General features: G+C 69.4%; 25 protein-coding genes. 17 read left to right on the forward strand and 8 right to left on the reverse strand.

What is annotated here, in order from left to right:
- Positions 1–25: 25 nt before the first annotated feature.
- Complete coding sequence (locus C7H75_RS09905; RefSeq protein WP_005513973.1) at positions 26–2,083, reverse strand: ATP-dependent DNA helicase; 2,058 nt, start codon at positions 2,081–2,083, stop codon at positions 26–28.
- 51 nt (positions 2,084–2,134) lie between these two features.
- Positions 2,135–3,523 (reverse strand): cytochrome P450, encoded by a 1,389-nt coding sequence (locus C7H75_RS09910; protein WP_106851303.1) that lies wholly within the window; start codon positions 3,521–3,523, stop codon positions 2,135–2,137.
- An 88-nt stretch (positions 3,524–3,611) separates the two neighbouring features.
- On the opposite strand from C7H75_RS09910, the gene C7H75_RS09915 reads away from it, so the two are divergent.
- Positions 3,612–4,232, forward strand: coding sequence for a TetR/AcrR family transcriptional regulator (locus C7H75_RS09915; RefSeq protein WP_064076731.1), 621 nt, complete (start codon positions 3,612–3,614; stop codon positions 4,230–4,232).
- A gap of 13 nt (positions 4,233–4,245) precedes the next feature.
- On the opposite strand, the gene C7H75_RS09920 is transcribed toward C7H75_RS09915, so the two are convergent.
- Positions 4,246–4,833, reverse strand: a complete 588-nt coding sequence (locus C7H75_RS09920) for an isochorismatase family protein (RefSeq protein WP_013415650.1) — start codon at positions 4,831–4,833, stop codon at positions 4,246–4,248.
- The gene (locus tag C7H75_RS09925; protein WP_084866964.1) at positions 4,830–6,197 is read right to left on the reverse strand and encodes a nicotinate phosphoribosyltransferase; all 1,368 of its coding nucleotides are present in this window, start codon (positions 6,195–6,197) and stop codon (positions 4,830–4,832) included. Before C7H75_RS09925 ends, C7H75_RS09920 begins: the two co-directional genes overlap by 4 nt.
- A 70-nt stretch (positions 6,198–6,267) precedes the next feature.
- Between C7H75_RS09925 and clpS the strand changes: the two genes are divergently transcribed.
- The 7 genes from clpS (at position 6,268) to rdgB (ending at position 11,347) form a co-directional block, all read left to right on the forward strand.
- Positions 6,268–6,624: an ATP-dependent Clp protease adapter ClpS gene (clpS, locus tag C7H75_RS09930; RefSeq protein ID WP_005513967.1), complete on the forward strand. Its 357-nt coding sequence runs from the start codon at positions 6,268–6,270 to the stop codon at positions 6,622–6,624.
- Between the two features lie 48 nt (positions 6,625–6,672).
- The gene (gene aosR / locus C7H75_RS09935) at positions 6,673–7,254 is read left to right on the forward strand and encodes an oxidative stress transcriptional regulator AosR (protein ID WP_005513965.1); all 582 of its coding nucleotides are present in this window, start codon (positions 6,673–6,675) and stop codon (positions 7,252–7,254) included.
- Positions 7,251–8,339, forward strand: coding sequence for a P1 family peptidase (locus C7H75_RS09940; protein ID WP_106851304.1), 1,089 nt, complete (start codon positions 7,251–7,253; stop codon positions 8,337–8,339). The genes aosR and C7H75_RS09940 overlap by 4 nt, the downstream gene beginning before the upstream one ends.
- A gap of 34 nt (positions 8,340–8,373) precedes the next feature.
- Entirely contained in the window at positions 8,374–9,054 is a 681-nt protein-coding gene (locus C7H75_RS09945) for a rhomboid family intramembrane serine protease (protein WP_106851305.1), read from the forward strand.
- Between the two features lie 123 nt (positions 9,055–9,177).
- On the forward strand, positions 9,178–9,936 hold the full coding sequence (locus C7H75_RS09950) for a cyclic nucleotide-degrading phosphodiesterase (RefSeq protein WP_022595244.1): 759 nt from the start codon (positions 9,178–9,180) through the stop codon (positions 9,934–9,936).
- Between the two features lie 20 nt (positions 9,937–9,956).
- Positions 9,957–10,739, forward strand: a complete 783-nt coding sequence (gene rph, locus C7H75_RS09955) for a ribonuclease PH (RefSeq protein ID WP_005513956.1) — start codon at positions 9,957–9,959, stop codon at positions 10,737–10,739.
- Positions 10,736–11,347 carry an RdgB/HAM1 family non-canonical purine NTP pyrophosphatase gene (gene rdgB, locus C7H75_RS09960; protein ID WP_084846094.1) on the forward strand — a complete coding sequence of 204 codons (612 nt, stop codon included), beginning with the start codon at positions 10,736–10,738 and terminating at the stop codon, positions 11,345–11,347. Before rph ends, rdgB begins: the two co-directional genes overlap by 4 nt.
- Before the next feature lie 79 nt (positions 11,348–11,426).
- On the opposite strand, the gene C7H75_RS09965 is transcribed toward rdgB, so the two are convergent.
- Together C7H75_RS09965 and C7H75_RS09970 are read right to left on the reverse strand one after the other, a co-directional pair.
- Positions 11,427–11,807 (reverse strand): DUF3817 domain-containing protein, encoded by a 381-nt coding sequence (locus tag C7H75_RS09965; RefSeq protein ID WP_013415656.1) that lies wholly within the window; start codon positions 11,805–11,807, stop codon positions 11,427–11,429.
- Positions 11,804–12,211, reverse strand: a complete 408-nt coding sequence (locus tag C7H75_RS09970) for a hypothetical protein (RefSeq protein WP_064079587.1) — start codon at positions 12,209–12,211, stop codon at positions 11,804–11,806. The genes C7H75_RS09965 and C7H75_RS09970 overlap by 4 nt, the downstream gene beginning before the upstream one ends.
- A 267-nt stretch (positions 12,212–12,478) precedes the next feature.
- Here C7H75_RS09970 and rpsP point away from each other — a divergent pair, with 267 nt between their 5' ends.
- The 5 genes from rpsP (at position 12,479) to C7H75_RS09995 (ending at position 15,964) form a co-directional block, all read left to right on the forward strand.
- Positions 12,479–12,928, forward strand: a complete 450-nt coding sequence (gene rpsP, locus C7H75_RS09975; protein ID WP_013415658.1) for a 30S ribosomal protein S16 — start codon at positions 12,479–12,481, stop codon at positions 12,926–12,928.
- Entirely contained in the window at positions 12,928–13,170 is a 243-nt protein-coding gene (locus tag C7H75_RS09980) for an RNA-binding protein (protein WP_005513947.1), read from the forward strand. Before rpsP ends, C7H75_RS09980 begins: the two co-directional genes overlap by 1 nt.
- Before the next feature lie 6 nt (positions 13,171–13,176).
- Positions 13,177–13,743 (forward strand): ribosome maturation factor RimM, encoded by a 567-nt coding sequence (gene rimM / locus C7H75_RS09985; RefSeq protein ID WP_005513945.1) that lies wholly within the window; start codon positions 13,177–13,179, stop codon positions 13,741–13,743.
- A 10-nt stretch (positions 13,744–13,753) separates the two neighbouring features.
- Complete coding sequence (gene trmD, locus C7H75_RS09990; RefSeq protein WP_005513944.1) at positions 13,754–14,452, forward strand: tRNA (guanosine(37)-N1)-methyltransferase TrmD; 699 nt, start codon at positions 13,754–13,756, stop codon at positions 14,450–14,452.
- A gap of 78 nt (positions 14,453–14,530) precedes the next feature.
- Positions 14,531–15,964, forward strand: coding sequence for a flavin monoamine oxidase family protein (locus C7H75_RS09995; RefSeq protein WP_081264026.1), 1,434 nt, complete (start codon positions 14,531–14,533; stop codon positions 15,962–15,964).
- On the opposite strand, the gene C7H75_RS10000 is transcribed toward C7H75_RS09995, so the two are convergent.
- Positions 15,918–16,856 (reverse strand): serine hydrolase, encoded by a 939-nt coding sequence (locus tag C7H75_RS10000; protein ID WP_064057845.1) that lies wholly within the window; start codon positions 16,854–16,856, stop codon positions 15,918–15,920. The two genes, C7H75_RS09995 and C7H75_RS10000, sit on opposite strands and share 47 nt — an antisense overlap.
- A gap of 76 nt (positions 16,857–16,932) precedes the next feature.
- Here C7H75_RS10000 and C7H75_RS10005 point away from each other — a divergent pair, with 76 nt between their 5' ends.
- Positions 16,933–19,257: a Tex family protein gene (locus C7H75_RS10005; RefSeq protein ID WP_064057846.1), complete on the forward strand. Its 2,325-nt coding sequence runs from the start codon at positions 16,933–16,935 to the stop codon at positions 19,255–19,257.
- A gap of 44 nt (positions 19,258–19,301) precedes the next feature.
- Here C7H75_RS10005 and C7H75_RS10010 read toward each other — a convergent pair whose 3' ends face one another.
- A complete protein-coding gene (locus tag C7H75_RS10010; protein WP_013415662.1) occupies positions 19,302–19,973 on the reverse strand; it encodes a GAP family protein in 672 nt (223 codons plus the stop codon).
- Between the two features lie 110 nt (positions 19,974–20,083).
- Here C7H75_RS10010 and C7H75_RS10015 point away from each other — a divergent pair, with 110 nt between their 5' ends.
- From C7H75_RS10015 to rplS, 3 genes are all read left to right on the forward strand, one after another.
- Positions 20,084–21,058, forward strand: coding sequence for a formylglycine-generating enzyme family protein (locus C7H75_RS10015; protein WP_106851306.1), 975 nt, complete (start codon positions 20,084–20,086; stop codon positions 21,056–21,058).
- Positions 21,058–21,942 (forward strand): hypothetical protein, encoded by an 885-nt coding sequence (locus C7H75_RS10020; RefSeq protein WP_013415664.1) that lies wholly within the window; start codon positions 21,058–21,060, stop codon positions 21,940–21,942. The genes C7H75_RS10015 and C7H75_RS10020 overlap by 1 nt, the downstream gene beginning before the upstream one ends.
- Before the next feature lie 73 nt (positions 21,943–22,015).
- Positions 22,016–22,357: a 50S ribosomal protein L19 gene (gene rplS / locus C7H75_RS10025; protein ID WP_005513937.1), complete on the forward strand. Its 342-nt coding sequence runs from the start codon at positions 22,016–22,018 to the stop codon at positions 22,355–22,357.
- The last annotated feature ends 75 nt before the right edge of the window (positions 22,358–22,432 follow it).

The following is a 22,432-nucleotide window of genomic DNA, read 5'->3' on the forward strand; positions in this document are numbered from 1 at the left end:
GGGACAGCCCGCCGTCATACCGCCGTCAGCTCGACGGCCGTGACGCCGCGATCCGGGCGAGTGCCTGCCGGACCACCTTCGGATCGGCCGTCTCCCAGAACGGAGGCAGGGACGCACGCAGGTAGCCGCCGTACCGGGCGGTGGCCAGCCGGGAGTCGAGGATCGCGACCACACCTTTGTCGTCGGTGCTGCGCAGCAGACGACCGACGCCCTGCGCGAGCAGCAGTGCGGCGTGATTCGCGGCCACCGACAGGAAGCCGTTGCCGCCGCGGGACTCGACCGCCTGCTGGCGGGCCACCAGCAGCGGGTCGTCGGGGCGGGGGAAGGGGATGCGGTCGAGGATGACGAGGCTCAGCGACGGCCCGGGCACGTCGACGCCCTGCCACAGCGACAGGGTGCCGAACAGGGTCGTCGGCTCGTCCTCCGCGAACTTCTTCACCAGCGTGCCGGTGGCATCGTCGCCCTGGCACAGGACCGGCACGTCGAGCCGTCCGCGCATCTCCTCGGCGGCCGCCTTCGCGGCCCGCATCGACGAGAACAAGCCCAGCGTGCGGCCGCCGGCGGCGGTCACCAACTCCTCGATCTCGTCCATGAACGCGGGGGACAGGCCGTCCCGGCCGGGCGGTGGCAGGTGCCGGGCGACATACATGATCCCGGACTTGGCGTGGTCGAAGGGGGACCCGACGTCCAGTGAATTCCAGCGCAGCGCACCGGCATCCGACGGCGCCTCCTTGCCGGTGGCCGTGCCGGTGTCGCTGCGGGACGGCGACTCCGGCGGCAGACCCCAGTTCACCGCGAGCCCGTCGAACGAGCCGCCCACGGTCAACGTGGCAGACGTGAGGACCACCGTGGACTCGGCGAACAGGCTCGCCCGCAGCAGCCCGCCCACCGACAGCGGCGCCATCCGTACCACCCGGCGGATGTTGCCGCGGTTGTCCTCGACGGCCAGCCACACAACGTCCCGGCGCTTGGCCGGATCGGGTTCGTCGAACGCGGTGAGAACCCGGACCGCACTGTCGTGGATCTCGTCGATCGCCGACAGGGCGGCGTTGCGTGCGGCGGCTGCTTCCGGGTCGGCGGCCGCCATACCGGGCTTCGACGGGCCGATCGCGGTGCGCACGTTCCACGCCGCGTCGCGGACGGCGGCCAGCGCCATGCCGACGCCGTCGGGCAGCGCGTCCCAACGTCCCGCCGGCAACTCCTCGAGGAGATCCGCCCACCCCTCGGCGGCGGCCTCGAGGCGGTCGACGTCCTGCTCCTCGACGAGCTTGACGGCACGCCGGGCCGCGCCGCTGATCGCGGGCGCCGTCAACTCCGCGGTCGCGACCCCCGTGACCCGGTCCACCAGTTCGTGGGCCTCGTCGATCACGACGACATCGTGCTCGGGCAGCACCGCGATCCCGGAGATCGCGTCGATCGCGAGCATCGCGTGGTTGGTGACCACGACGTCCACCTGAGCGGCCTCCGCGCGCGCCCGCTCGGCGAAACAGTCCTCGCCGACGGGGCAGCGCGACTTACCGAGGCACTCGCGGGCGCTGACGCTGACCTGCCGCCACGCCTGGTCGCTCACGCCGGGCACGAGGTCGTCGCGGTCACCGGTCTCGGTGTCCGACGACCACTTGGTGAGCCGCTGGACCTCGCGGCCGAGCCGGGAGACCGCGAAGGCGTCGAACAGTTCGGCGTCCGGCGGATCGTCCTGCGCCATCCCGGTGTGGATCTTGTTCATGCACAGGTAGTTGCTGCGGCCCTTGAGGATCGCGAACCGGGGAAGACGTCCCAGCGCGGGCTTCAACGCCTCCGCGAGACGGGGCATGTCGCGATCCACGAGCTGGCGTTGCAGCGCGATCGTCGCGGTCGAGACGACGACGGTGCGTCCGGACTCGACGGCGTGTCGCACGCTCGGCACGAGATACGCGAGCGACTTGCCGGTACCGGTGCCGGCCTGCACCGCGAGGTGCTCGCCGGTGTCGATGGAGTGGGCGACCGCAGACGCCATCGTCAACTGGTTCTGGCGTTCCTTGCCGCCCAGGGAGCGGACCGCGAGCTTGAGGAGATCGGGCACGTTCGGCAGCTCACGGGACACCGCAACAGGGTACTGCCCGGCACCGTCAACTCCGGTCGGCGACCTGCCGCATCATGGTGCGGACCGCGGCGACGGTGCAGACATGCGAGGCCGCAGACGCAGATCGACCGGCTGTCCGTCGGAGGGGAACGGCAACGAGGTGAAGTCGAGCGGAGCGACGTAGTCGGCGTCGACCTGCCAGTCGAAACGCAGGAGCAGATGATGCATGATCGCCTTGATCTCGGCGCCGGCGAAGTGCATTCCCAGGCATTTGTGCACGCCGCCACCGAACGGCTCCCAGGCATACCGGTGCACCTTGTCATCGCGGCGGTGCGGCGCGAAGCGCTCGGGATCGAAGCATTCGGGGTCGGGCCAGTACTCCGCCATGTGATGGGTGAAATGCGGAGCCACCGCCGCGTAGGTGCCGGCCGGTACGAAGTGCCCGCGAACCTGGGTGTCGCGCACCGCGCGGCGCGCCACGACCGGCACCGGAGAGACGATCCGGAGGCATTCCTTCATGACCAGATCGAGGCTGTCGAGCCCGTCCAGTTCGGTGTGGCTCGGTGTCGAGGTCCCCAGCGCCAGCGACTCCGCGCGGCAACGGTCCTGCCACCTCGGATGTTGGCCCAGGTACTGCATCATCGTGGAGAGAGTGATCGTCGAGGTGTCGTGGGCGGCCATGAGGAGGAAGATCATGTGGTCGATCACCTCGTCGTCGGTGAAGCGTTGTCCCGCATCGGCCTCGATGTGGCAGAGCACGGAGAAGAGGTCGTCGGTCTCGCGGGTTCGGCGTGCCGGTAGATACCGGTGCAAGAATTCTTCGAGAACGCGCCGGCCGTCGAGCCCGCGCTTCCATCGGGTCCCCGGGACCGGCCGGCGGATCACCGAGGTGGCCGCCTGGACACAGTCGACGAAGGCCTTCTGCACCGAGGCGATCTCGCTGTCGGTTGCTCCTTCCGCCCCGCCCATGAAGATGTCGGTGGCGAGATCCAGCGTCAGTGCCTTGAGCGCGGTGTAGGCCCGGAACCCCTCGGTGGGGGTCCATCCCTGAAGCGCCGAGTCGATCGCGGGGTGGAGGGCGGCGACGGTCTTCTCGAGCCGTGCTCGGGTGAACGCCTGCTTCATGATGCGGCGGTGTCGTAGATGTTCCTCCGAGTCGAGGAGCATGAGACCGCCGTGGAAGAAGGGCCCGATCAGGACCGACCAGCCGTCGCCGTTGGCGAAGGCCCGATCCTTGTTCTGCAACACTTCCTGGCAGGCGTCCGGGCCGAGCACGGCGAGCCACCGTCGACCGAGCATCGAGAACCACGAGATCTCGCCGTAGCGGTCCCACTGTCGTTGCATCAGCGCGAGTGGATCCCGAATGTACGCGAGTACCTGCCCCACGAGCGGCAGGCCCGGTCGGCCCGCGACCGGGCGTAGCCCGGACTGTGTGGGTGGATCGGCCAACAACTTGGTCATGACACCTAGACCCCCGTCCATCTGACAGTAGGCTCTGTCAGATGGGTGTAGTCTGGGTCACAGTCGGTGGGTCTGTCAATATCGATCCATGGCTTCCTCCCTCCCGCGCCGCTACGCCGGTCTCAGCGGTGACCAACGCACCGCGCGGCGGCGCGAGAGCCTGCTCGAGGCGGGGCTGGACGTGTTCGCGGCGGCCGGGATCAGCGGCGCCACCATGACTGCCATCTGTGCGCGCGCCAAACTCACCGAGAGATATTTCTACGAGAGCTTCACCAGCAGGGACGAACTCCTGCAGACCGTCCTGGACGGCATCGCGGAGGAGGTTCGGCGCCGCGGACTCGATGCGCTGCACGCCGACACCGGGACGCTGGAGCAGCGTGTCCGCAATGCCATCGCCTCGTTCGTCACCATCCTCACCGAAGACCCCCGAAAGGGCCGGTTCGCGCTCATCGAGTCCGCCGCTGTCGAACCTCTGCGCACTCACCGCCGCGCCGCACTGCGGGGTTTTGCCCAGATGGTCGCCGACGAGGCTGCACGCATGTACGGCGAGCGCGCCTGGCCCCCGTTGCAGGGCGAGATCGCAGGACTGCTGTTCGTGGGCGGTCTGGTCGAACTGGTCACCGCATGGTTGAACGAGGAGATCACCGTCACGCCGACCGAGATCGTCGACGCGGCGACACATCAGTTCACGTCCACCGCGCACCGCTGAGGACTCGGAGGCATCAGGGCGCGGCGTCTCCCGGCTCGGAGAGGCGGCCGACAAGCTCGACGCCGGCCGCGTCGAGCTCGGCCAATGCCGCCTCGACGGTGGCGGGGGACACGCCCGCGGTAAAGGGGAGCAGGACGCGGGTGCGGAAGCCCTCGGTGGCGGAGTCCAGCGCCGTCGCCCGGACGCAGTGATCGGTCGCGATCCCGACGACATCGACGGCGTCGATGTCGTGCCGGCGCAACCAGTCGGCGAGCGACTCGCCGGACGGCGAGACACCCTCGAAGCCCGAGTACGCGGCGCTGCGCTCGCCCTTCGAGAAGGTCTCCTCGATCGCACCGGTCCCGAGTGCCGGATGGAACTCGGCGCCCGGCGTCCCCGCCACGCAATGCGGCGGCCAGCTGTCGACGAAGTCCGGGGTCTCGGAGAAGTGGTCGCCGGGGTCGATGTGGTTGTCGCGGGTGGCGACGATCGCGCTGTAGCCGTGGTCGGAGTACAGCTCCTCGATCGCGGCGGCCACTGCCGCACCGCCCGCGACGGCGAGTGCACCGCCCTCGCAGAAGTCGTTCTGGACGTCGGTGACGACGAGTGCCGTGCCGGTCACTTCAGTCCTCCCTCGGCAACCGCCGCGATCGGCTCGGTCGACGCGAATCGGGTGGGTACGGCGGGGTCGCCGTGCGACAACTTGAGCCCCTCCCACGGCAGGCTCACCAGGTTCGCGGCGAGCAGGGCCCGGGCGTCGTCGAGCGTGGGAAGGTCGTCGACGAGCTCGCCCGAACGCACCATCGGGACGAGCAACTCCCGGGACTCGAGACCGGCGGTGTCCGGCGCTGCGGCGCCCGCCCGGTAGAGCACCTCTTCGACGATCGTGCCCGACGCCCGGCTCAGGCGCATCGCGCGTTTGGTGCCGCCCCGGGACTGCTTGTTGCTGCTGCGCTTCTCGACCGGCACGCCCTCGACCTCGACCAGTTTGTAGACCATCCCGGCGGTCGGCGCACCCGATCCCGTCACGAGTGACGTTCCGACGCCGTACGAGTCGACGGGTTCGGCGCGCAGCGCGGCGATCGCATACTCGTCCAGGTCCCCGGACACCACGATCCGGGTGCCGGTTGCCCCCAGGGCGTCGAGTTGCTCGCGGACCTGACGCGCGAGCACGCCGAGATCGCCCGAGTCGATCCGCACGCCCCCGAGGCCCGTGCCCGCCGCGGCCACGGCGTTCTCGACACCGCGGGTGATGTCGTACGTGTCGACGAGCAGCGTCGTGCCGACGCCGAGCGCCGCGACCTGCGACCGGAAGGCGCCCACTTCGTCCGGGACACCGTCGTCGGTGTGCAGGAGCGTGAAGGCATGGGCGCTGGTGCCCGCACCGGGGACGCCGTGCCTGCGTACCGCTTCGAGATTCGAGGTGGCGTCGAAGCCCGCCAGATACGCGGCGCGGGCGCACGCGACGGCGGACTCCTCGTGGGCGCGGCGTGAGCCCATCTCGATCATCCGGCGGCCGTCCGCCGCGCTGACCATCCGGGCGGCGGCCGACGCGATCGCGCTGTCGTGGTTGAGGATCGACAACACCAGCGTCTCGAGTAGGACACATTCGGCGAACGTCCCGCGGACCGAGAGAATGGGCGACCCGGGGAAGTACAGCTCGCCCTCGCGGTAGCCGTCGATGTCGCCGGAGAACCGGAAGTCCCGCAACCACCGCACCGTCGCGGCGTCGAGGAAGCGGCCCACGACCTCGAGTTCCGGCTCGCCGAAACGGAAGCGCGACAAGGCGTCCGCGATGCGCCCCATGCCCGCGACCACGCCGTACCGGCGGCCGTCGGGCAGTCGTCGGGCGAAGACCTCGAAGCTGCACTGCCGGTGGCCGGAACCGTCCGCGAGCGCCGCCTCGAGCATCGTGAGCTCGTACTGGTCGGTGAAGAGGGCGGTACTGGACGTGTCGACGTCACGGGATGCGGGAACGGTTGCCACAGGGCCAACTCTACGATTCGGCCCCCGGCCGCGGGTGTCGGGTTCGATGGCTACGCCGTACCCTGGACCCATGGCGCCGTGTTCGACGATGACAACTTTCCCGACGACACTCCCGGTCGGCAAGATGCCCGCTGCAGCGCCCCAGGTCTCGCCCGCGGAGGCCGAGATCGAGGAGACGGTCGAAGCGCAGGATCGCCCCTGGGTAACCGTCGTCTGGGACGACCCGGTCAACCTCATGCACTACGTGACGTACATCTTCCAGAAGCTCTTCGGCTACAGCAAAGCCAAGGCGACGGATCTGATGATGCAGGTTCACAAGGAAGGCAAAGCGGTCGTATCCAGCGGTTCTCGCGATAAAGTCGAGAACGATGTCCGGAAACTTCACGCCGCCGGCCTGTGGGCGACGATGCAGCGGGACGACAGCTAGACCCTCCTCCATCCATCCCTCTCGACGGTAAGGATCCCGGGTACAGACGTGCGGACTTGGACCAGGAAGAACTCGCTCGGCGGACTGAAACTCCGTTCGGAGATGGACGCCCACGAGGCGGCGGTGCTGAGGTCTCTGGTGACCTCGGTGTCCGGACTCCTCGAGGAGCGCGCGGCGTCGGCGCCCACCGACGAACTGGCTGCTCTCACGGGACTGCGGACCGGCAACTCCGAAACCCCGTCGGACGAGGTGCTCGCCCGGCTGCTGCCGGACTTCCAACGTCCGGACCCGGACAAGGCCGACTCCGGCGACGACACCGAGCGCGGCAACGTCAACAGCGCACTGCGCAGCCTCCACGAGCCCGACATCATCGACGACAAGCTCGCCGCCGGATCCGTCATCCTGCAGACCGTTCCCGCCGAGGGCGGCAAGGTCGTCCTCACGCCCGAGCAGGCGGACGCGTGGCTGGCCGGACTCAACGACGTCCGCCTCGCGCTCGGCACGAACCTCGGCATCGACTCCGACACCCCCGACGAGGTGGACCCGGACGATCCGCGGGCCCCGCACTACGACGTCTACCACTGGTTGACGTGGATGCAGGACTCCCTCGTCCAGGCGCTGATCGCGTGACGGCGCCCGGCACGTCGGTCCGGACCGGACCGACCGATTCGCTGTGCGACGTGACGGGCCTCCTCGTCGGTCACGACTACGTCCTCGACACGGACGCGACCCTCGGAGCGGGGGGCGCCACCGGATGCACCGTCGTGCTGGCGCCGGCGGGCGCAACCGCGGGCGTGGACGTCCGCGGGGGCGGCCCCGGCACCCGCGAAACCGACCTGCTCGACCCCAGCCACTCCGTGCAGCAGGTGCACGCGGTGCTGCTCTCCGGTGGCAGCGCGTACGGGCTGGCCGCAGCCGACGGCGTCATGCGATGGCTCGAGGAGCGCCGGCACGGCATCCCGATGGGCGCGCCCGGCCAGGTCGTCCCGATCGTGCCGGGCGCGGTCGTGTTCGATCTGCCCGTCGGCGACTGGCGGGTCCGGCCCACCGCCGACTTCGGCTACCGGGCCGCGGACCGCGCGGCCACGACCGTCACGACCGGCTGCGTCGGCGCCGGCACCGGCGCCCGGGCAGGCGTGCTCAAGGGCGGAGTCGGCACCGCGAGCGCCGTCATCGTGGGCGGCCCGGCCGACGGCATCACGGTGTCGGCGCTGCTGGTCGCGAATCCGGTGGGCTCCGTGTGGGATCCGGAGACGGGACTGCCGTGGGGACTTTCCCTCGCGGACGCCGAACGGCGCGGCATGCGCCTGCCGTCCCCCGAGGAGTTGGCCGCCGCGAACGCGCTGGCCGCGAAGGGCACGGTGCTCAACACGACCATCGGCGTCGTCGCCACCGACGCGAAGCTGTCGAAGGCGTCGTGCCGCCGGGTCGCGGTCGCGGGACACGACGGCATGGCTCGGGCGATCCGGCCCGCGCATTCCCCGCTCGACGGCGACACGATCTTCGCCCTCGCCACCGGAACCCACGAGACGCCGCTGCCCGACGGTGTCCCCGCGGCGTTCCCGCGCGAACTGCCGATCCTCGACGCGGTGTGCACCGCCGCGGCGCAGTGCGTCGAACGGGCGATCGTCGATGCGATCCTCTCGGCCACCACCGTTGCCGGGATCCCCGGCTACCGGGACGTGTTCCCGTCGGCGTTCGGGACCTCCGGCTAGGCGGCGGGCACCGTTCGCCACCGTTCGCCGGTCGGTGGCGGTCGGTACGCTCGGTTCCGTGACCCCCGGATCCGAAGTGCGCGTGACCCCGCCCCGCGTTCCGCGCCCGCTGTGGCAGCGGGCCGCGATGACCGTCGGCGGGTTCGCGGTCGTCCTCTACGCCCTGGAGGCGTTCGACACGATCGCGCCGAAGAACCCACTGGACCAGTGGGGAGTCGAACCGCGCACGCTCGACGGTTTGTGGGGAATCCTCTTCGCCCCCATGCTGCATTACGGGTGGGGCCACCTGCTGGCCAACACCGTGCCGCTGCTCGTCCTCGGCTTCCTGGTGCTGATGTCGGGCATCGGTCGCGGCCTCGCCGCAACCGGGATCATCTGGGTGTTCGGTGGCGTCGGCACATGGTTGACCGGTGGCGTCGGAACCGCGCATCTCGGCGCCTCCGTGCTGATCTTCGGGTGGCTCACTTTCCTGCTGGTACGTGGCATCTTCACGAGAAGTTTCGGGCAGATCGCGCTCGGCGTGGCGGTGCTGTTCGTCTACGGCGGCATGCTCTGGGGGGTGCTGCCCGGGCAGTACGGAATCTCGTGGCAGGGCCACCTGTTCGGCGCGATCGGCGGTGTCGTCGCCGCCTGGATCCTGTCCGCCGACGCCCGCAAGGGCGCTCCGGCGGCCGGGACGATCGGTTCCGCCGGGAGCGCGCGGCCGCTGCGCTGACTCGACCGTCACACCGCCGACCAGCGTATCGACGCATCACAATCGCGCGTCGAATGTGAGTTGACGCCACCGAAAGTGCCCGAAGCTTTTTGAGATCCGGGTACGCGTGGCAGCATAGTTTGCATGCGCATTACGGTCCTGGGATGTTCGGGCAGCGTCTCCGGACCCGACTCGGCTGCTTCGGGCTACTTGTTGACCGCTCCCGGCACTCCGCCGGTCGTCATGGATTTCGGGCCCGGCGTCCTCGGCGCCCTGCAGAAGCACGCCGATCCCGGCGAGGCCACGATCCTGCTCTCGCACCTGCACGCCGACCACTGCCTCGACATGCCCGGTCTGCTCGTCTGGCGGCGCTACCATCCCACCCCGCCGAGCGGACGCGCACTCGTCTACGGCCCGACCGACAGCGCGTGCCGCATCGGGGTGGCATCGGCCGAGTGCGGCGGTGAACTCGACGACATCTCCGACACCATCGATCTGCGCAGCTGGTCCGACGGCCACGTCGCCGAGATCGGCGAGATCGCGGTCCAGGCGTTCCGGGTGAACCATCCGCCGGAGTCCTACGGTTTCCGCGTCACCAGCAAGGCCGGACGGGTCCTCGCGTACACCGGCGACACCGGCATGTGCGACGCCGTCGTCGACCTGGCACGCGACGCCGACGTGCTGCTGTCCGAGGCGTCGTGGACGCACAGCCCCGACCGCCCCGAGGGCATCCATCTCTCCGGCACCGAGGCCGGTCGGGTCGCCGCCCGGGCCGGCGTCGGCGAACTCCTGCTCACCCACATCCCGCCGTGGACGTCCCGCGAGGACGTCATCGCCGAGGCGAAGGCCGAGTTCTCCGGCCCGGTGCATGCCGTGTCGGCCGGGGACGTCTACACCGTCTGACCCCGACTAGGCTCTCGGTCGTGACGACACGAGAAGACGGTAGGACGGACGACGAACTCCGCGAGGTTCGGATCACCCGAGGATTCACCAACCATCCCGCAGGGTCGGTGCTGGTCGAGTTCGGCAACACGCGGGTCATGTGCACCGCGAGCGTCGAAGAAGGTGTGCCGCGCTGGCGGAAGGGTTCGGGGCTGGGCTGGCTCACCGCCGAGTACGCGATGCTGCCCGCGGCCACCCACACGCGCAGCGGTCGCGAGTCGGTCAAGGGCAAGGTCGGCGGGCGCACGCAGGAGATCAGTCGGCTGGTCGGCCGCTCGCTGCGCGCCTGCATCGATCTCGCCGCGATCGGTGAGAACACCATCGCGATCGACTGCGACGTGTTGCAGGCCGACGGTGGTACCCGCACCGCCGCCATCACCGGCGCCTACGTCGCGCTCGTCGACGCCGTGACGTACCTGCGCGCCGCGGGCCGCCTCGCGGACCCGCAGCCGATCTCGTGCGCCATCGCCGCGGTCAGCGTCGGCGTCGTCGACGGCCGGGTCCGGCTGGACCTGCCGTACGAGGAGGATTCGCGCGCGGAGGTCGACATGAACGTCGTCGCGACCGACACGGGCACGCTCGTCGAGATCCAGGGGACCGGCGAGGGGGCGACGTTCCCGCGCTCGACGCTCGACAAGCTGCTCGACTCCGCGCTCGCCGGCTGCGAACAGCTGTTCGCGATCCAGCAGGCCGCACTCGCCGAGCCGTACCCGGGCGTGCTGCCCGAGGCGACCGAGCCCAAGAAGAAGGCGTTCGGCAGTTGAGCGGGAAGATCCTGGTCGCCAGCCGGAATGCCAAGAAGCTCGGTGAGCTCCGTCGCGTCCTGGCGGCCGCCGGAATCGAGGGCCTCGAGGTGATCGGGCTCGACGAGGTACCGGAGTTTCCCGAGACCCCGGAGACCGGCGCGACGTTCGAGGCCAACGCGATCGTCAAGGCCGTGGACGGCGCGGCGGCCACCGGGCTGCCGTGCGTCGCCGACGACTCCGGACTCGAGGTCGACGCGCTGAACGGGATGCCCGGCGTGCTGTCGGCGCGGTGGAGCGGTCGTCACGGCGACGACGACGCCAACACCGCGCTGCTGCTCGGACAGCTGGCGGACGTGCCCGACGAGCGACGCGGTGCGGCGTTCGTGTCGGCGTGCGCACTCGCCATCCCCGGACAGGACACCGTCGTCGTGCGGGGCGAATGGCGTGGGCGGATCGTGCGAGAGCCTCGCGGTGACAACGGCTTCGGCTATGACCCCGTATTCGAGCCCGAGGGTGACCGGCGGACGTCGGCGGAGCTGTCCCCGCAGGAGAAGGACGCCGCGTCGCACCGTGGCCGCGCGCTGGCTCAGCTGGTGCCGGCTCTCGCAGCGCTGGCCCAGAGCTGACCGCGAAGCCCACAGACACGCGCAGGGCCCGTCCGACCGGACGGGCCCTGCGCGTGTCTGTGGGTGCGGTGGCGCCGCTTCAGACGCCGAAGTCCTTCTTGACCTGCTGGGTGCGCCAGTGCTCGACGAAGAACGACAGGAACGGGATGGTGCCGGCCAGCAGCGTGCCGATCGTGCGACCCGCGGGCCAGCGCACCTTCACCGCGAGGTCGATGGTGAGGATCAGGTACACGAAGTAGACCCAGCCGTGGACGATCGCGATCCAGGTCGGGAGGTTGTCGACGCTGAAGATGTACTTCGCGACCATCTCGGCCGTGAGGACGAGAAGCCAGATACCCGTCGCGTAGGCGAGAACGCGGTAGCGAAGCAGGGCCGACGCGATCTTCTTGTTGTCCTGCGGCGTGGGCGCCGCTGCGGTCGCGGTCTGCTGTGGGGTGGTCTCGTGGGGGCCGCCGCTCACTTGTCGCTCCTATCGGGCTCGCGAGCGGAGAGCTCGGCGAGGTAATCGTTGTACTCGAGCATCTGCCGGGCGTCGGAGTCGTCGAGATCGCTGGGGTCGGTCGTGGTCGGGGCTTTGGGGCGCTCCGGGAGGAGCCCCTCGGGAACCTCCGTCGGTTCGGCGTCCGCGGTGCCGGATCCGCCGACCTGGGCGTCGCCGTCCTCGAGCTGCACGAAGCGTCGGTACGCATACACGACGAACGCCGCGAAGAGCGGCCACTGGAATGCGTAGCCGAGGTTCTGGCCGGTGCCGCCGACGGACTCGAAACGCATCCATTGCCACCAGCCGAGCGCCAGGCATCCGAGCGATGCGACGACGACCAGCACGATCAGTGCCGGCCGGCTTTTTCGACGAGTTCGGGCCACACTTCGACGGTACCCGAGGTGAAGCTGGTCCCCGTAGGGGTCCTCGGTGGTTCTGGTCACCTGAGCTGCGGCGCAGCGGTCGCGTGGACTGCGTTTCCGTTCGCGGTGGGTCGTCTGGCAGAATCAACCGCTGTTCGTCGCATCCGGTTACGTACCGCGCGGCGGTCACAGGAGAGAGGCAAAACCGGACTCACCATCCTGGTGGGTCGCTGAATTGCACGTGACATGTGCGCACTGGTGTGCGTGCTGAAGGAGATGCACAGCGTAATGGCTGTCAAGATCAAGCTCACCCGCCTCGGCAAGATCCGCAACGCGCAGTACCGGATCATCGTCGCGGATTCCCGCACCCGCCGTGACGGCCGTGCGATCGAGACCATCGGCAAGTACCACCCGAAGGAAGAGCCGTCTCTGATCGAGATCGACTCGGAGCGCGCACAGTACTGGCTGGGCGTCGGCGCGCAGCCGACCGAGCCCGTCGAGGCCCTGCTCAAGATCACGGGCGACTGGCAGAAGTTCAAGGGTCTGCCGGGCGCCGAGGGCACCCTGCGCACCAAGGAAGCCAAGCCCACCAAGCTGGAGCTGTTCCAGGCTGCGCTGGCGCAGGCCGAAAACGAGCCGGTCTCCGAGGCCATCACCCCCAAGAAGAAGAAGGCCGCCAAGGAAGAGGCCGCGGAGGCTCCCGCTGCCGACGCCGAGTCCGCCGAGGCTGCCGAGTAATGAGCGCCGTTGTCGCCGATGCCGTCGAGCATCTCGTCCGTGGGATCGTCGCCAACCCCGACGACGTTCGCGTCGAGCTGATCACGGGGCGTCGGGGACGTACCGTCGAGGTGCATGTGCACCCCGACGATCTCGGTAAGGTGATCGGTCGCGGTGGTCGTACCGCGACCGCCCTGCGGACCCTCGTCTCCGGTATCGGAGGCCGCGGGATCCGCGTCGACGTCGTCGACACCGATCTGTAGTACGCAGTGGAACTCGTCGTAGGCCGCGTCGCCAAGTCGCACGGCATCAGGGGAGAGCTGGTCGTCGAGGTTCGTACGGACGAACCCGAGGAGCGTTTCGCCGTCGGTGCCGAACTGCGTGGCCGCAAGCCGCGCGAGAACAAGCTGCACACATACACGGTGGAAGCCGCCCGGGAGCATTCCGGGCGGCTTCTGCTGCGCCTCGAGGGCGTAGCCGATCGCACCGCGGCGGACAATCTGCGCGGCACGCTGTTCGTGATCGACACCGCTGATCTCACCCCGTCCGACGATCCGGACGAGTTCTACGATCACGAGCTCGAGGGGTTGACCGTGCGGATGGCCGCCGGCCGCCCCGATGCCGGCACTCCGGTGGGCACCGTGCTCGAGGTATTGCATTCTGCGGCAGGTGAATTGCTGTCGATCCGCCCGGAGGGGCAGACATCCGGCGAACTGCTCGTCCCGTTCGTCACGGCGATCGTGCCCACCGTCTCGGTGGCCGACGGCCTCATCGAGATCGATCCGCCGGAGGGCTTGCTGGACCCCGACTTCGGCGACAGCCGCAACGAGGAGTGACCGAACCACCGTGCGTCTCGACGTAGTCACGATCTTCCCCGAGTACCTCGAGCCGCTCCGTGCGGCGCTCCTGGGGAAGGCGATCGACAAGGGGCTGATCTCCGTCGGCGTCCACGACCTGCGGCGCTGGACCCACGACGTGCACAAAGCCGTCGACGACTCGCCTTACGGGGGCGGCCCCGGCATGGTCATGAAGCCGACCGTGTGGGGCGATGCGCTCGACGAGGTCCTCACCGACGAGAACGGCGAGCCCGATTCCGAGGCCCTCCTCGTGGTGCCGACCCCCGCCGGTGTGCCCTTCACTCAGGCCACCGCCCACCGCTGGGCGGAAGAGAAGCACCTGGTCTTCGCGTGCGGACGGTACGAGGGCATCGACCAGCGCGTGTTCGACGACGCTGCCCGTCGGGTGCGGGTCGAGGAAGTCTCGATCGGCGACTACGTCCTCATCGGCGGCGAGGCCGCGGTCCTCGTCATGGTCGAGGCCGTCGTCCGCCTGCTCCCGGGTGTGCTCGGCAATCAGCAGTCCCACCAAGAGGATTCGTTCTCCGACGGCCTCCTCGAAGGGCCGAGCTACACCCGTCCCGTCAGCTGGCGCGGTCTCGACGTCCCGCCGATCCTCCTGTCGGGGGATCACGCGAAGGTCGCGGCGTGGCGGCGGGAGCAGTCGCTGCAGCGGACGGCCGAGCGTCGTCCCGATCTCCTTTCCTGATCGGTTCCCGATCGGTTTCGCCGGGCCTTTGACCTGGAGTGGGTCACGCGAGTAGGCAGGAACTCGAGGTGACCGGCAATGACAGACGTCGACTTTTGCGTGGTGGGAGCTGGGTTCGCGGGTCTGACTGCGGCTCTGCGCCTGAAACAGGCGGGCCGCTCCGTGGTCCTGCTCGACGCCCGGGACCGCATCGGCGGGCGCACCTTCACCGAGACCCGCGCCGACGGAACCTGGATCGACCGGGGCGGTGCGTGGGTCGGCCCCGGCCAGGACCGCATCCTCGCGTTGATGTCCGAGTTCGGGGTGTCGAGGTACAAGCAGTACACCGGTGGCGACGCGATGATGGTGGTCGACGGTAGGAAGTACCGCTATCAGGGCACGATCCCGATGACGATGAGTCCGTGGGCGGTCGCGAATCTCGGCACGGTTTTTCTCGAACTCGGGGAACTGTGCAAGACCGTTCCACTCGACGCGCCGTGGGAGGCGAAGCGGGCGGTCGAATGGGACCGGATCAGTCTCGCGAAGTGGCTGGACGACAATGTGCTGTCGAAGCCGGCGCGCCAACTGCTCGAGATGGCGATCGCCGGGTGCTACACGTCCGCGGCGTCGGAGGTGTCCTTCCTGTTCGTGCTGTATCAGATGGCGTCCGGCGGTGGCCCGGGATTCGTCCTGGGGGTCGCGGACGCGGCACAGGACTCCCGCCCTGTCGGCGGCATGGGGGCGATCTATCGGCCCATGGCCGCCGAACTCGGTCGCTCCCTGCACCTTTCGCAGCCTGTGCACACGATCGCGCAGGACGCCTCCGGTGTCACCGTCACCACCGACCACGTGTCGGTCCGGGCGCGGCGGGCCATCGTTGCGGTGCCGATCGCGGTGGCCGGGCAGATTCGGTACGAGCCGCTGCTCCCGGTCGATCGGACGTTCCTGCACCAGCGGATGCCGAGCGGTGCGATCCGGAAGATCTCGGTCCTCTACGACGAACCGTTCTGGCGCGCCGACGGCCTGTCGGGGCAGTCCGCCGCGCCCGACTCGCCGGCGATGGTGACGATCGACGCGGGTACGGACGCGCCGCGGCCGGGGGTGTTGTGTGTGATCGTCGAGGGGCCTCGTGCGCGGGAGTTGGGCAGGCTCGCGGCGTCGGAGCGTCGCACCGCGGTTCTCGGTGCCCTCGCCGAACGGTTCGGCCACGACGCGGCCACGCCTGTCGACTATATCGAGCAGGACTGGAGCGCCGAAAGGTACTCCGGCGGAGGCATGCTCAGCCATGCACCCACCGGGGTGCTCACCGAGTTCGGCCCTGCGCTGCGGTCGCCGTGTGGGCGCATCCACTGGGCCGGCACGGAGAGTTCCGCGGTGATGTGCGGATGGGTCGACGGCGCGGTGCGTTCGGGGGAGCGGGCCGCCCGCGAGGTGCTCGCGGCCGACGACCCGGTGCACGCCGGGCGCAGCCGGCGCGAGGAACGGCCTAGGCGATCCGCTGCAGCGGGAACACCGTTCGCACGACCTCGGTGACGGTTTCGCGGGCGTGGGCCGCGCTGACGTCGTCCACCGCCGCAGTCAGGGACGTGTCGGGGTAGTCGGCGTCGTCGTCGCCGTAGTCGAGGTCCTCCCGGGAGACGACGACCAGCACGTAGCGGTCGTCCTCGCCGACGATGCCCGTCGACACGTGGGTCCAGCGGTCGTCGATGCAGCACATCCAGCCCTGCTTGACGGCGAGCGTGGTCTCCGCACCGAGGCCGTCGGGCAGGCCGAAGCGTTGGTCGTAGCCCTCGGTGGAGGTGGCGTTCGAGGCACGCAGGTGTGTGAGGATCTCGGTGCGCCGGCCGTCGTCGAGTCCGCCGCGCCCGTCGAGCAGTCCCGCGTAGTAGTCGACGAGGTCGGCGGGGGTGGTCTCGGTGTTCCACCAGTTGTCGTCGTACGGCGTGGTGGTCGCGGTGAGTTGGTATCGGCCCACGACGTCCTCGACGATCTCGGGACCGCCGTACTCGTTCCACAGTGTGTTCGCGGCGTCGTCGTCGGAGCGTTCGAGCATCCGGCCGATGAGGTCGTGCTCCTCGGGGGTGAGCTCGTGTTCGGCGCGGGCCTCGCGGAACAGCACGTCGTCGGCGATGAAGAGCTTGACGACCGAGGCGGTGGGAAACGACGTGGCGTCCGCGACCGCGGAGTACGTGCCCTCCCGCCGGTCGAGGAGCGCGATCGATACGTCGGCGCCGCGGGCGAGTGCGTCGTCCACCGCCCGGGTCATCCGCTCGTCGAGCGTGCCCGCCGGCGTCTCGGTGACCGTCTGCACGGTGTCGGCGGCGAACGCTGCCGCCGGGTCGTTGGGGTCGTGGGTGAACATGCAGCCCGCGGCCAGCAGAGCGGTCGCGCAGGCCCCCGCGAGGCGCCAGCGCACCCTCGCCATCGGGTCCTCCAGGTAGATCTCGGCGGGCGGCCTCGTTGCCGACGCTCACGACAGGCTAGCGGTAGGGTCGTTCGCCGTGACGACTGCTCTCAAATCTGTGAACCACCGCATCGCCGAGGAGCTCGACGTACGGGAGGGGCAGGTCGCCGCGGCGGTCGACCTCCTCGACGGTGGGGCGACCGTTCCGTTCGTTGCGCGTTACCGCAAGGAGGTCACCGGCGGTCTGGACGACGCCCAGTTGCGCCAGCTCGAGGAGCGGCTGCGTTACCTGCGTGAACTCGACGAGCGTCGTATCGCGATCCTCGAATCGATCCGCTCGCAGGACAAGCTCGACGACCAACTCGAGCAGCAGATCATGCTCGCCGACACCAAGGCGCGTCTCGAGGACATCTACCTGCCGTACAAGCCGAAGCGGCGCACCAAGGCACAGATCGCGCGTGAGGCCGGCCACGAGCCGGTGGCGGACGCGCTGATCGGCGATCCGACGATCGATCCCGCCGGCTACGACGCCGAGCAGCTCGACGGCGCCCGCGCGATTCTCGTCGAGCGCTTCGCAGAGGACGCCGACCTGGTCGGTGAGCTGCGCGAGCTGATGTGGACCCGTGGCCAGCTCGAGTCGGCGGTCCGCAAGGGCAAGGAGACCGAGGGCGCCAAGTTCGCGGACTACTTCGAGTTCTCCGAACCGTTCGAGAAGCTGCCGTCGCACCGGATCCTCGCGATGTTCCGCGGCGAGAAGGAAGAGATCCTCTCGCTGACCCTCGCGTCCGACCGTGAGCCGCTCGAGCCCGGCGAGACCAGCGTCTACGAGGCTCGGATCGCCTCCCGGTTCGGTATCGCCGACCGGGGGCGTGCGGCCGACCGCTGGCTGCTCGACACCGTTCGTTGGGCGTGGAAGACGAAGATGCTGATCACGCTGGGCATCGACACCCGCATGCGCCTGCGGCAGTCCGCCGAGAAGGACGCGGTCGACGTGTTCGCTGCCAACCTCAAGGATCTGCTGCTCGCGGCCCCGGCGGGTACGCGCGCCACCATGGGCCTGGATCCGGGCTTCCGCACCGGCACGAAGGTCGCCGTCGTCGACGCGACCGGCAAGGTCGTCGCGCACGACACGATCTACCCGCACCAGCCGCACAACAAGTGGGATCAGGCACTGGCGACGCTCGCGGCACTCGCCGCCAAACACGGTGTCGACCTCGTCGCGATCGGCAACGGCACCGCGTCGCGTGAAACGGACGCGCTTGCCGCGGAACTGATCTCGAAGTTCCCGCAGGCCGGGCTGACGAAGGTCATGGTGTCAGAGGCGGGCGCGTCGGTGTATTCGGCTTCGGCGTACGCGTCGCAGGAACTGCCCGATCTCGACGTCTCGATCCGTGGCGCCGTGTCGATCGCGCGGCGCCTGCAGGACCCGCTGGCCGAGCTGGTGAAGATCGACCCCAAGTCGATCGGCGTCGGGCAGTACCAGCACGACGTGTCCGAGACGATGCTCGCGCGCTCGCTCGGGGCGGTCGTCGAGGACGCCGTGAACGCGGTCGGCGTCGATGTGAACACCGCATCGGTGCCGCTGCTGTCCCGGGTGTCGGGCATCGCCGGTTCGCTCGCCGAGAGCATCGTCGCCTACCGCGACCAGAACGGGCCGTTCCGCAGCCGCAAGGGACTCAAGGACGTCCCGCGTCTGGGCCCGAAGGCGTTCGAGCAGTGCGCCGGCTTCCTGCGGATCCGGGGCGGCGACGACCCGCTCGACGCGTCGGCCGTACACCCGGAGGCCTACCCGGTGGTGCGCCGGATCGTGCAGTCCTCCGGGTCGGCGGTGGGGGAGCTGATCGGCAACACGGCCCTCCTGCAGAAGCTGCAGCCGACGGACTTCGTCGACGAGAAGTTCGGTCTGCCGACCGTCACCGACATCATCGCCGAGCTGGACAAGCCGGGCCGCGACCCGCGCCCCGAGTTCAAGACGGCGACCTTCGCGGCGGGCATCGAAAAGGTCGCACACCTGAAGCCGGGCATGGTGCTCGAGGGCGTCGTCACCAACGTCGCCGCCTTCGGGGCCTTCGTGGACGTCGGGGTGCACCAGGACGGTCTGGTCCACGTGTCGGCGATGTCGCGCACCTTCGTCAGCGACCCGCGCGAAGTGGTGAAGTCCGGCGACGTCGTCAAGGTCAAGGTTCTGGAGGTGGATGTCGAGCGTCAGCGCATCGGCTTGACGCTGCGCCTGGACGACGAGGTCGGAGCCGCCGCCCCGAAGGGTGGCCAGGGCGGCCGGGGCCCGCGACCGAACGGTCAGGGCGGTGGCCGGCGACAGGGCGGGCAGCGGCAGGGCGGGCAGGGCCGGGACCGTCGCGACGACCGTCCCGCGAGCGGCTCGATGGCGGACGCGCTGCGCAAGGCCGGCTTCGGGAAGTGACACGCGCGACGGGCGTCCTGCTGTGAGCGGGGCGCCCGTCGGCGTCAGTACCCGCCGATGCCCTTGCCGATCAGGGACACACCGATCACGAGCAGGAGCACCGCCATCACCGCGGCGTTGTTGGCGGTGAGCCACACCTTCAGGCCCTGCAGCCACGACGTCGCCCGCTCGCGCATCGTGAAGTAGCCGACGACCGGGACGGCGACCGTGCTCGCGGCGAGGATCGTGAACACGACACCGGTGACGGTCTTCGCGCCGACCCCGACATCGAGTTGGCTGACGGCGACGGCGGCGCCGACGATCATCAGCAGGTTCTTCGGATTGATCGCGGACAGCCCCACGCCCAGCGCGAGAGCCTTTCCCGGGGTGACCTTGTCGATCGCGGCCAGCCACGCCGGCATGCTCGGCTCCTCGCCGGGCGCAGGACGAGTCCGCCACTGCTTGACGGCGAGCGCGAGCAGCAGCACACCGAGCACGAGCCGGATGGTTGCCGTGACAGCGTTCCCGTCCGAATTCGACGACAGGTCGATCGCGCTGCCGATCGCCACGAAGACCACGTACCCGACGGCGATCCCGAGAATCCAACCGGCGAGAAAGGCCGTCGCGGTGCTCCCTGCCCGCGGCGTGAGCAACATCAGGATCGTCGCGATGATCGGGATCGGGCTGATCGCGACGCCGATCGCGAGGGGGAGCACATCCCCGATGGCGGTACCCATGACGGGATGATCGCAGCACCGGATGTGGACGCGCCCCACCCTCGACGGGTGAAACGCCGGATCCCGCTCCGGCTTTCGTGACGCACCCGCAGGTGGAATGCTCGTGAACCATGCAGCCGATCGCATCTGTGGGCACTGATCCGTCCCGCGCGCCGAAGAACATGGTGTGGGTTCCCGGGGGAACGTTCTGGATGGGCTCCGAGGACTTCTATCCGGAGGAGCGCCCCGTCCACGAGGTCGGTGTGGACGGTTTCTGGATGGACACCCATCAGGTGACGGTGGCCGAGTTCCGGCGGTTCGTGAAGGCGACCGGTCACGTCACGACCGCGGAGACCGCGCCCGACCCTGCCGACTACCCCGGCGCCGATCCCGCGCTGCTCGTCCCCGGGTCACTCGTCTTCACCCCGCCCGCGCAACCGGTGTCGCTCGACGACTACCAGCAGTGGTGGTCGTGGGTGCCGGGGGCGGACTGGCGCCACCCCGAGGGTCCGGGCAGCAACGTCGGGGGCCGTGAGCGGCATCCCGTCACCCACGTCTCGTACTCCGACGCGCAGGCGTATGCCGCGTGGGCGGGCAAGACACTGCCCACCGAGGCCGAGTGGGAGTTCGCGGCCCGCGGCGGTCTCGACCGAAAGACGTTCGTGTGGGGCGACGAGTTCGCTCCCGACGGCCGGCACCAGGCCAACACGTGGCAGGGACAGTTCCCGTGGCAGAACCTCGCCGAGGACGGTTTCGTCGGCACGTCACCGGTCGGGACGTTCCGACCCAACGGCTACGGCCTCGTCGACGTCGCGGGCAACGTGTGGGAGTGGACCACCGACTTCCACACCGCCGACCACGGTGCGTCGGGCAAGAACGTGGCACCCGCGTCGTCGTGCTGCATTCCCCGCAATCCGCGGGTCGAGATCGGTGAGGTGCAGGCCGGCGAGGCGTACCCGCGGCGCGTGATCAAGGGCGGCTCGCACCTGTGCGCCCCCAACTACTGCCTGCGCTACCGGCCCGCCGCGCGTCAGGGTGAGACCGAGGAGACGTCGACCTGCCACATCGGCTTCCGGTGCATCGTCCGCGGACCCGGACCGTCCTGATGGAGCACTGGCTGGATCGGGAGATCGTCGCGAACGGACGCCTTCCGCTGCTCTTCTTTCTGGTCGGCTTCCTGCTCGCCTTCGTCTTCATCCGGATCAGCGTGCGGATGATCCGGGCCGAGGTGCGCTGGTGGCCGGGGAACATCACTCCCGGCGGCCAGCACATCCACCACGTCGTGTTCGGGGTCGTGACGATGTTCGCGTCCGGGATCGCCCTGATCGCGGTGTACGAGAACGCGTCGCAGGGCGCCGGGGCGGTGCTGGCGACCTTCTTCGGGATCGGCTCCGCGCTGGTGCTCGACGAGTTCGCGCTGATCTTCTATCTCAAGGACGTGTACTGGTCCGATCAGGGACGGGCGTCGGTGGACGCCGTCTTCGTCGCGCTCGCCGTCACCGGTCTGCTGCTGCTCGGGTTCCAGCCGCTGGAGCTGCTCGACATCACCGAGTGGCGCGAGAATCCGCACCTCGCCGTCCGGGCCGCACTCGTCGGACTCGTCGTCGTCAACCTCGGCCTCGCCGCGATCGTCATCGCCAAGGGCAAGATCTGGACCGGTCTGGTGGGGATGTTCGTCTTCCCGATCCTGCTGGTCGGCGCGATCCGGCTGAGCCGGCCGGGTGCGCCGTGGGCGAGATGGCGGTACGTGTCGAGGCCGCGCCGCATGCGACGCGCGATCGAACGGGAGAAGCGGTTCCGGCGGCCGATGATCCGCGCCAAGATCTACGTGCAGGATCTCGTCGCGGGCAAACCCAGCGTCGAGCACGCACTGACGGCGACCGAGGAGGAGCTGGAACGGATCGTGCAGGCGGCACCCGCGCCGATTTCCGCGCACGCCGGGACGTCTGGCACAATGGTCGGGTTGCCTGTCGAGGGCGACTCAACCTGATCCGAGCACGAACCAGTCGAGCCACCGCCGCTCGGTTCCTCTGCTCCTGCGAAAACGCAAGGATGGAACACCCATGAACACCTTGGACTTCCTGGACGCCAAGTCCCTCCGCGACGACATTCCGGAGTTCCGTCCCGGTGACACCCTGAACGTGCACGTCAAGGTTATCGAGGGCTCGAAGGAGCGCGTGCAGGTCTTCAAGGGTGTCGTGATCCGTCGCCAGGGTGGCGGCGTGCGCGAGACCTTCACGGTCCGCAAGGTCTCGTTCGGCGTCGGCGTCGAGCGCACCTTCCCGGTCCACAGCCCCAACCTGGCTCAGATCGAGGTCCTCACCCGCGGTGACGTCCGTCGCGCCAAGCTGTACTACCTGCGCGACCTCCGCGGCAAGGCTGCGAAGATCAAGGAAAAGCGCTGAGCTTCGACGCTCCGAGCTTCTTCGATTGGCCCGGCACCGTTTTCACGCGGTGTCGGGCTAATCTGTCTCCGTGGC

The organism is Rhodococcus (subgen. Prescottella) equi (assembly GCF_003013675.1).
Lineage (GTDB): Bacteria > Actinomycetota > Actinomycetes > Mycobacteriales > Mycobacteriaceae > Prescottella > Prescottella equi.